This is a genomic window from uncultured Corynebacterium sp. (assembly GCF_937999985.1).
In the GTDB taxonomy this organism is placed as follows: Bacteria; Actinomycetota; Actinomycetes; order Mycobacteriales; family Mycobacteriaceae; genus Corynebacterium.
Genome location: NZ_CALLDG010000143.1, coordinates 1 through 6,758, shown reverse-complemented (window position 1 = coordinate 6,758; position 6,758 = coordinate 1). Strand labels below are relative to the sequence as shown.

General features: G+C 61.1%; 5 protein-coding genes. 3 read left to right on the top strand and 2 right to left on the bottom strand.

Annotation, left to right across the window (positions count from 1 at the left end; translation table 11 throughout):
- Nucleotides 1-350 precede the first annotated feature (350 nt).
- Nucleotides 351-2,465 carry an arabinofuranosyltransferase gene (locus Q0331_RS06735; RefSeq protein WP_298075655.1) on the bottom strand — a complete coding sequence of 705 codons (2,115 nt, stop codon included), beginning with the start codon at nt 2,463-2,465 and terminating at the stop codon, nt 351-353.
- An 82-nt stretch (nt 2,466-2,547) separates the two neighbouring features.
- Nucleotides 2,548-3,867 carry an NYN domain-containing protein gene (locus Q0331_RS06730; RefSeq protein WP_298075654.1) on the bottom strand — a complete coding sequence of 440 codons (1,320 nt, stop codon included), beginning with the start codon at nt 3,865-3,867 and terminating at the stop codon, nt 2,548-2,550.
- 187 nt (nt 3,868-4,054) lie between these two features.
- Between Q0331_RS06730 and Q0331_RS06725 the strand changes: the two genes are divergently transcribed.
- From Q0331_RS06725 to Q0331_RS06715, 3 genes are read left to right on the top strand one after another with little or no spacing between them, the layout of a single operon-like run.
- Entirely contained in the window at nt 4,055-4,429 is a 375-nt protein-coding gene (locus Q0331_RS06725) for a GntR family transcriptional regulator (RefSeq protein WP_298075653.1), read from the top strand.
- Nucleotides 4,426-5,358, top strand: coding sequence for an ATP-binding cassette domain-containing protein (locus Q0331_RS06720; protein WP_298075652.1), 933 nt, complete (start codon nt 4,426-4,428; stop codon nt 5,356-5,358). The genes Q0331_RS06725 and Q0331_RS06720 overlap by 4 nt, the downstream gene beginning before the upstream one ends.
- A 2-nt stretch (nt 5,359-5,360) precedes the next feature.
- Nucleotides 5,361-6,659, top strand: a complete 1,299-nt coding sequence (locus Q0331_RS06715) for an ABC transporter permease (RefSeq protein WP_298075651.1) — start codon at nt 5,361-5,363, stop codon at nt 6,657-6,659.
- Nucleotides 6,660-6,758: the final 99 nt, after the last annotated feature.

The following is a 6,758-nucleotide window of genomic DNA, read 5'->3' as shown; positions in this document are numbered from 1 at the left end:
CTGAGGCCAGTTGAAAGAGGACTGCACCTGGTTTACAGGCAGGAAAGGCAAAGAAAGGAACATCACCATGCCGATGAGGCCGGAGATGATGGACGCTAACTTTAGTTTCCCTGTTGGCTGCTGAACTTTAGACACAACAGGTAATTGTAGGCCACGGTCGGGCTAACACAGAACTCAATTAGCCTATTCGCCGGGATTCCTGTTAATTCCTGTTACTCAGGAAGCTTTTTGTGACGCCGCCTACAGTGTGTGCGGCGCCTGGGCTCTTTTGGTGCGCGCGGCTGACGTTGCTGACCTTTGGTTTGCTGAGCTGTGGGTTGCCTAGCGCTGGGCTACCTAGTGTTGTCTGCCTAGCGCTGGCGCACTGCGATGACAAACGGTCCGACCTGGTGCAAATTCCAGCCCTCGGAGAACGCGGAGGCGTCGAAGTGGATCGCGCGGAAACGCACGTTCGGCTGGCTGGGGTAGAGGTCATCTGCCACCAGGTAGGTAAATGTGCCGTCGGCGGTGGTGCTGTCAGCGCCGTCGGTGTCGTCGGCGCCGTCACTGCTGCTATCGGGGGAATCCAACTGCCCGCGCATGAGTAGCGCATCGGGTGCCTTCCACCCATTTGCCTTCTCTGCGTTGTCCATCGCAGCCAGCAGGTCCTTGGGGTCCGTGATCTTGCTCCAGCCCTCGATCTCCTCGTTACGGCGAGCGAAGTCGCCCAACGGGTTGGCATAGTGTGAGGTAAAGGCCTGGTAGGCGTGGTACGGATAGTAGGCCATGAAGCTCTTCTCGTCCGTGAGCAGCACCTTGCCGGATCGGCCGCCGAGCTCCTCGGAGAGCACCTCGTCTACTTGCGAGTAGTACACGGCGGAATCGCCCGGAAGCTTGTCCGCACGTTTCCCATCACCGTCGGTATCGGTGTAGGCGGTGTCGATGTGGTTCTCGTGTTCGAGGGGGATCTGCGTTGCATAGTGAATGCCGCATACGGCCATCATGATAGCCATCACCCGGCTGATCAGTACGCCATTCCCAGACTTGCGGCCCGCCGCAACCGTCAGTTGTGGGACATACACCAGTCGCCAATCTGCGATGGCCAGCACGCCCGAAACGGCGAGGATAATGCTAATTGGTACGGCCATGCGGAAGCCCAGCAGCGTGGTGCCGAAGACTGTCATCAGCAGCGACAGGATCACCCATGCGTAGCAGACGAGCAGGCCGAGCGTCAGGGCGCGAACGTCGCCGTCTTTACGGCGGAAAACCATCCAGATCAGCGCGATGATGGAGAGGATGCCAATGGCCGCAGACTCGAAGAATGGGGTGGGCACCTGTGTGGCAACTTCCGGCAGGTAGTGTTGCGCGGTGCTGGTGGATCCATGAGTCTGGGTGACCAGGCTCCATAGGTATGGTGCCCAGCCCAGCAGGGCGATGGCGATGGAGCCTGCGCCGATTGCCGCCAGGCGGATCAGCGGTTTGATGCCGCGCACCATAATTGCGCCGACTACTGCGAGTACCACTACCGTCAGGGCGGATGCGGCTGTGTACAGCGTATAAAGGTTGGCCGAAAGCCCCAGATAGATGATGGATCCGACGAGCGCGGTGCGCCCTCCGTGCAGCGCGCGCCGGGCGAGGACAAACGCCGGTGCCATGCCCATTGCCACAATCGCCGCGTAGGGTTCATCGCCGCCGACTGTCAGGGTAACCGTCACGGTCACTAGTGCCAGCGCGCTGGCGATAGGCAGTGAACCGCAGATGCGTTGCCACACCGGCACCAGCATGCTGGCGGCCATCGCCATCGTGATGAGCGCCCAGGGTTGCATTGCCACCCAGCCGGACAGGCCAAAGGTACGGGCGAACAATCCGCCGCTGAAGAACCACAGGCCAGGGTAGAAGGAAGGCTGGTCGATGTATGCCATGTCCTCCCAGCCCAGATGGTCGGTCATGCGGGTGAGGAATTGCGTGCGAAACGCCTGGTCTACGCTGATTCCGCCGAGGTAAAGCTGGGTTGCCGCCAGCGGGATGCCCAGCGCTGCCAGCACCAGAACGGCCGGCGCAAGGTGCATGATCAGCTGCAGTAGGACGGAGACCCACCCGCGCAGAGCTGGCCGTTGCGATCCTCGTGCACCTAAGCCCTTACCCAGCGTGCTTTTGCCCTGCGTACTTTTGCCCCGCGCGCCCTCGCCTCGCGAACCGGTAGCCTGCCCACTGAGCATCCACTTCGCCGGGTAGACCCACCAGTAGCAGGCTAATCCGGTGAGCACGACCAGGATGGTGATGGCCGCGGTAGTCAGTCCGCGCAGCACGAAGCTATTGGTAAAAGCGGGGAAGTTCGTGTGCGCCATCAGGTACCACCCCAGTGTGGTCCCGGCGAATGCAAGCGCACCGGTCACAACGAGGCGCACGAGGGTCTGGCGGATGGACAGCGCGTCCTTGGTGAAGGGGACCGTCCGATCAGCCTGCGTGGCGGAACTTGAGCTCATTGCTTCATTCTTGCACACGCCCCGGACAACCCAAGCTGTCCGAAGCCGTGTGCGCGGGTCGCGTCCGTCACGCCCTGCTCAGTCAGCGCAGCATGATTGCCCTAATCCCGGAGTGGAATCCGTCGCGCAGGCCTACGCGCTGCGTTTCGGAGAGCGTGTACTCGTGCAGAGTCTCGCAAGCAAACTGCAGCAGTGGCCGGTCGATCTCCGGGGGCAGCCCGCCACCCGAGAGCAGGTGAGCGTTGTCGCGCTGTTCCTCGTTCGCCACGTTGTCGTACCACCACACAGCGTACTGCTGGCCAATGTCGGAGGGGCTCTGTTCGCCCGCGGTCGCCCACACCTCGTTCGGCAGCGGCACGTAGCGGCTGCGCAGCTTGCGGTGGCGCGCCATCATGCCGGGGTTCGGGCGCGGCTTCGGCTTGGGTACTTCTGTTTCTTGTGCTTCTGCTGTCTTATTTTGTGACGCCGCCGTGCCCGGCTCGGCCGCCGCCTCAGCCGACGTATTGGGCTCCGTCGCTGCGGGTTGTACGCTGTCTGCATTTCGTGCAGTTTCGGCTGCATCCACCGCCTCAGCTGCAGTTTCCGTGGCGGGCTGGGTTGCCGGGGTTGGGGTGGCCTCCTGGTTCACGCTCGGATGGGTGGCGCCCCGGGAGGTAGCGGCAGGGCCACTGCGCACAGGTTCTGGGATCTGCGGAGTGTCTGCGGGGGCGTCTGCGGGGGCGCTGTCCCCGGCGATGCCATCTCCGGGAGCATCGGCGGCGGTGAGCACGCACGGACTCGAATCCGCGGGCTCTTCCGCATCGCCCAGGGGCTTATCCTCGGGCTGTTCGGGCTGCTCGCCGGCCGGTAGGGGGCCTTCCAGAACCTGCAGGCGCATGGTGTCGCGGAAGTCCTCGCGCGGGTCCAGGATCGTGGTCGTATCGCAGGCGAAGCGCAGGGCGGAGGACATGGAATCCCAGCCGAAGCCGTATAGGTGCACACGGATGCCTGCGGCGACGGCTTCTTCCACACCGGGCAGCATGTCGGCGTCACCAGATACGAGCACGATGTCGGATACCTGGCGCTTCATTGCGGCGATAACGATGTCGGCGACCAGGCGCGTATCCACTGCCTTTTGGGTGCGGCGGTCGCCCCATTCGATCAGCTGTCCCGCGCGCAGTTGCACGCCTGGCTCGCTGCGCAGGGAGCGCTGGTAGCGGTGGGGGCCGGAATCGGGGATGCCGTCGTACCAAAACTGCCGGTGAACGGGCTGTTTCAGCTGGTCCTGGATCATCTGGCCGAGGACTGCCACGACCTCCGGTAGGTCGATCTCTAACTGGGCGCGAGCCCCGGTGTCCCAGGAGTTATAAAAGCTTGCTAGCAGGTAAGACGTGTCGACATAGACCTGTGTGCGTTCCAACATTGTTCATTGCTCTTTTCGTTTCGTTCGTAACTAGTTCTTGCGTGTTCTTTCCCTCTAGCATGCCTGAAAACTCTGTTGTATGGTTAGTTACACAAGTAACCAACTAACTAACTAAGTGTGTTGAGGATGCGCTGAAGCGCAGAGCGCACTGGGAGCTCGTTAAGTCGCCCACGGAAGGAGGTGCCTCATGAATGAATCGTCGACTCCGCTTTTTCAGCAGGTCGCAGACCTCATCGCGGACGCGATCGTGGATGGGTCGCTTCCTGAGGGCGAACGCGCGCCATCGACTAACGAACTCGCAGAATTTCACAGCATCAACCCCGCAACCGCCAGAAAAGGGTTGGCGCTACTTGTCGATCAGGGCGTGTTGGCCAAGAGGCGTGGCGTGGGAATGTTCGTTGAACACGGCGCCCGCGGGCGAATCCTGGCCCTGCGTAAGGAGGCCTTCGCGGCCAGCTACCTGGTTCCCCTCGTCGACGAGGCCGCCAAGTTGGGCATGAATCGCACACAGTTGAAAACCCTCATGGACAAAGTCGCAGAAAGTCGAGGACTCTACGAATGATTGCCACTACGTATCCCGACGCAGCCTCTGGCGTCGCCCCTGATATCGAGCTGCGTGATGTCAGGCGCAGGCTCGGCTCCACTCACGCTCTTGATGGCGCGACGGCCTACCTGCCGGGTGGCCGCGTCTACGGCCTGATCGGCCGCAACGGCGCCGGTAAGACGACTCTGCTGCGCACAATTGCCGGGCAACTCCGCGCCAAGGGCGAAGTCCTTATTGGCGGCCAGCCGGTGTACGACAACACGGAAGTACTTAACAGCTTGATCCTGTCTGGCCCCGATGTGCCGTGGCCTTCGGATATTAAGGTCAAGCACTTACTCAGTGTGGTAGCTGCTCGCTGGGAGACCTGGGACCAGCGCTATGCGGACCAGCTCTGCGAGGATTTCGAGGTCGATACGCGCAAACCCCTGTCTAAGCTCTCGCGCGGACAGAAGTCCCTGGTCTCGATCGTCATTGGTCTGGCTGCGCAGTGCCCCGTCACTCTCCTCGATGAGCCCTACCTGGGCCTTGACGTGCAGAATCGCGAGCTGTTCTACAAACATCTCTTGCAGGACGTGGAGCGCAACCCGCGCACATTCATCCTCTCTACCCACCACGTCGACGACGCTGCTCGCATCCTCGATTCCGTCGTCCTCCTCGACAAGGGCCGCATTACGGGAGTCGGCACCCTCGACGCCATCACTGAACGCATCGCGATCCTCTCTGGCTCCGCCGCGGCCGTCGAAGCCACGCTCGGGGAACTGGGGGTTGCTGATTCTCTTCTTAGTGACGCCACGTCCTCCGGCCTACGCCGGGTAGTCCTTGACGCTCACGGGTCGGAGGCCGATAGCGTGCGGGATCTCGCCGCCCGCATCGAGGGCAGCGGAGTGCGCGTAACCAGCGCGGACCTGGAGCAGGCGGTGCTCGCGCTGACCGGAAGGGAGTTCTAGCCTTGGAGACCACCTACCGACCCCTGCCCTGGGGAACGCACTGGAAACTGGCCATGCGCCAGCTGCTGCCTAAAGCTGGGAACCTTGGTCTTAGCACCGTGTTCATCCTGCTGATCCTCTTCTTCGCAATGGGCGGCGAGGAAATCAACGGGTTCAAGCTGGGGATATACCTACTATTTGGGATTTCGCTGGGGCTGCAGCCGATCACCGCAGTGTGGGATAAAGCTCAGCTTCGCGCTTTGGGAATGAGCGTGACAGATATCCGCCGAAACCTCCTGATAGTCATGCCAATCGCATCGGCAGCCGTCTGCGGAGCGATGCTTTTAGGCTACGTTCTTTCGCTAATTTTCAATTGGCACATCCCGGCATTCTGGGTTGTCCTAGGATTGGTCTTCTTCGTGCATGTGGCCAGCATCATCGGGGCTCTGACACGTGTCGGGGATAATAGTGAGGTCGTCAAGGGTTCCACGAGCGATACCGAGGAAGACGAGACCGCCCAAGCGGATAAAGCCAAGTGGGCTGAATTGTTTAACGCGGAGACGAGGTGGCGTCAACAAGAAAAGAAGGGCAACAACCCCACGGCACTCAACTACCTCGCCTCCTGGCGGATCGATAGCTTCATGGCTTGGATGCACCTGGCTGGACTCATCGCGATAGTTATCGGTGTGATCGGTTGGTTCGCCTCCGGGCTAACGGCTAGTGGCGCGATGTGGCTGTATCCAGCAGCGATGATCCTGCTGGTAGCTGCCTACTACCTCGGGGAGACGCTGAACTCGAGCCTGCGCAATTGGCTCGTGCTTTCGGGTGACCGCCGCCGCTGGTACGCAACGGCTATGGGGCGGCTTACTTTATGGATGCCGGGAGTGGCCATATTGGTGCTGATCGGAACGGCGGAGTTCGCGCTATTTAGTGCGCTGTTTCCGGGGGCCGGCGATCTAGAACTGCACGTAGGCGGGAAGGGGCTGCTAATGACCTTGCTCGTTGCGACGACAGTGGCAATGGTCTTTGGCACGGTGGTAATCGTGAGTTTTTGGGTGAGCAACCGCTTCAGCGGATGGATGAGGTGGGTGGCCAGCCTGCTGGCCATCATGCTGATGTCTGCTGCGATGGCGGTAATCATCGTCTCGGTTCAAGAGATTGATGAGGTTGGGATCGACCTATTGGGGCCTGTTGGCGCAATCTTTGGAGCCGTGGGTGTGGTGACAGTGCTCGTATTCGCAGCGCTGCGATGGGGTATCGGGCGCTTCGATACGGCCCATGAATCAATCCAGGAGAATCTGGGTCTAAGCTCTGATGCCTAGAACACCCTGTGAAAATGCGTTGTGGCCTGCGGGTTTGTGTTTGGTGTGGGGTGTGTGTACATTAATCCAAGTCAGCGCGACACGGCGCCGCGAGTTACA